This is a genomic window from Bradyrhizobium sp. NBAIM08 (assembly GCF_020193935.1).
Classification (GTDB): Bacteria; Pseudomonadota; Alphaproteobacteria; order Rhizobiales; family Xanthobacteraceae; genus Bradyrhizobium; species Bradyrhizobium yuanmingense.
Genome location: NZ_JADYVR010000075.1, coordinates 1 through 605, shown reverse-complemented (window position 1 = coordinate 605; position 605 = coordinate 1). Strand labels below are relative to the sequence as shown.

General features: G+C 66.0%; 1 protein-coding gene. It reads left to right on the top strand.

All coding sequences use genetic code 11. The features are described 5' to 3' along the window. Nucleotides 1-22: 22 nt before the first annotated feature. The coding region (locus tag I6F37_RS38450) for an STAS domain-containing protein (protein ID WP_368736810.1) at nucleotides 23-605 on the top strand (583 nt) is incomplete at its 3' end.

Genomic DNA, 605 nt, shown 5'->3' with positions numbered 1-605 from the left:
CCTCTAGACCCAGGGTGGACGAATGCAGCTCAACACGGAAATCGTCGGTGACGTCGGTGTGATCCGTGTCCGCGGAGAAGTGGATGCCGTCACCGCTCCCAAGCTCCACGAGACAGCTACGGAGATGCTGAGCGACGGCGCCCGCAGCCTCGTGATCGACTGCCACGACATCGACTTCATCGCTTCGGACGGACTCGTCGACGAAGCCCACCTCGCCAACCCGGTGATCGCCGCCTCCGGCTGCTTCGGGTACGGACTCGAGTACGCCTCGTCGATGGACCTGTCGACGCTGGGCGGGGTCGCGGTCAAAGGCCTGTTCCTCGCCGAGCGCGAAGGACACCCGCCCCCACGCATCGTCGAAACGCCGGCCGGCATGCTCAACGCGATCGGCCTGCAGGGCATCGGCGTCTACCGTTTCGTCCGCGAACGCCTGCCAGAGCTGCGCCGGCTGGGCGCGACGGTCATCGTCAACATCTGCGGCACGACCGTCGAGGAGTACTGCGAGGTGGCACGCGTGCTCTCGGACGCGGAGGGCGTGCACGCCCTCGAGATCAACATCTCGTGTCCCAACATCAAGGAAGGCGGCATCCAGTTCGGATGCAGCC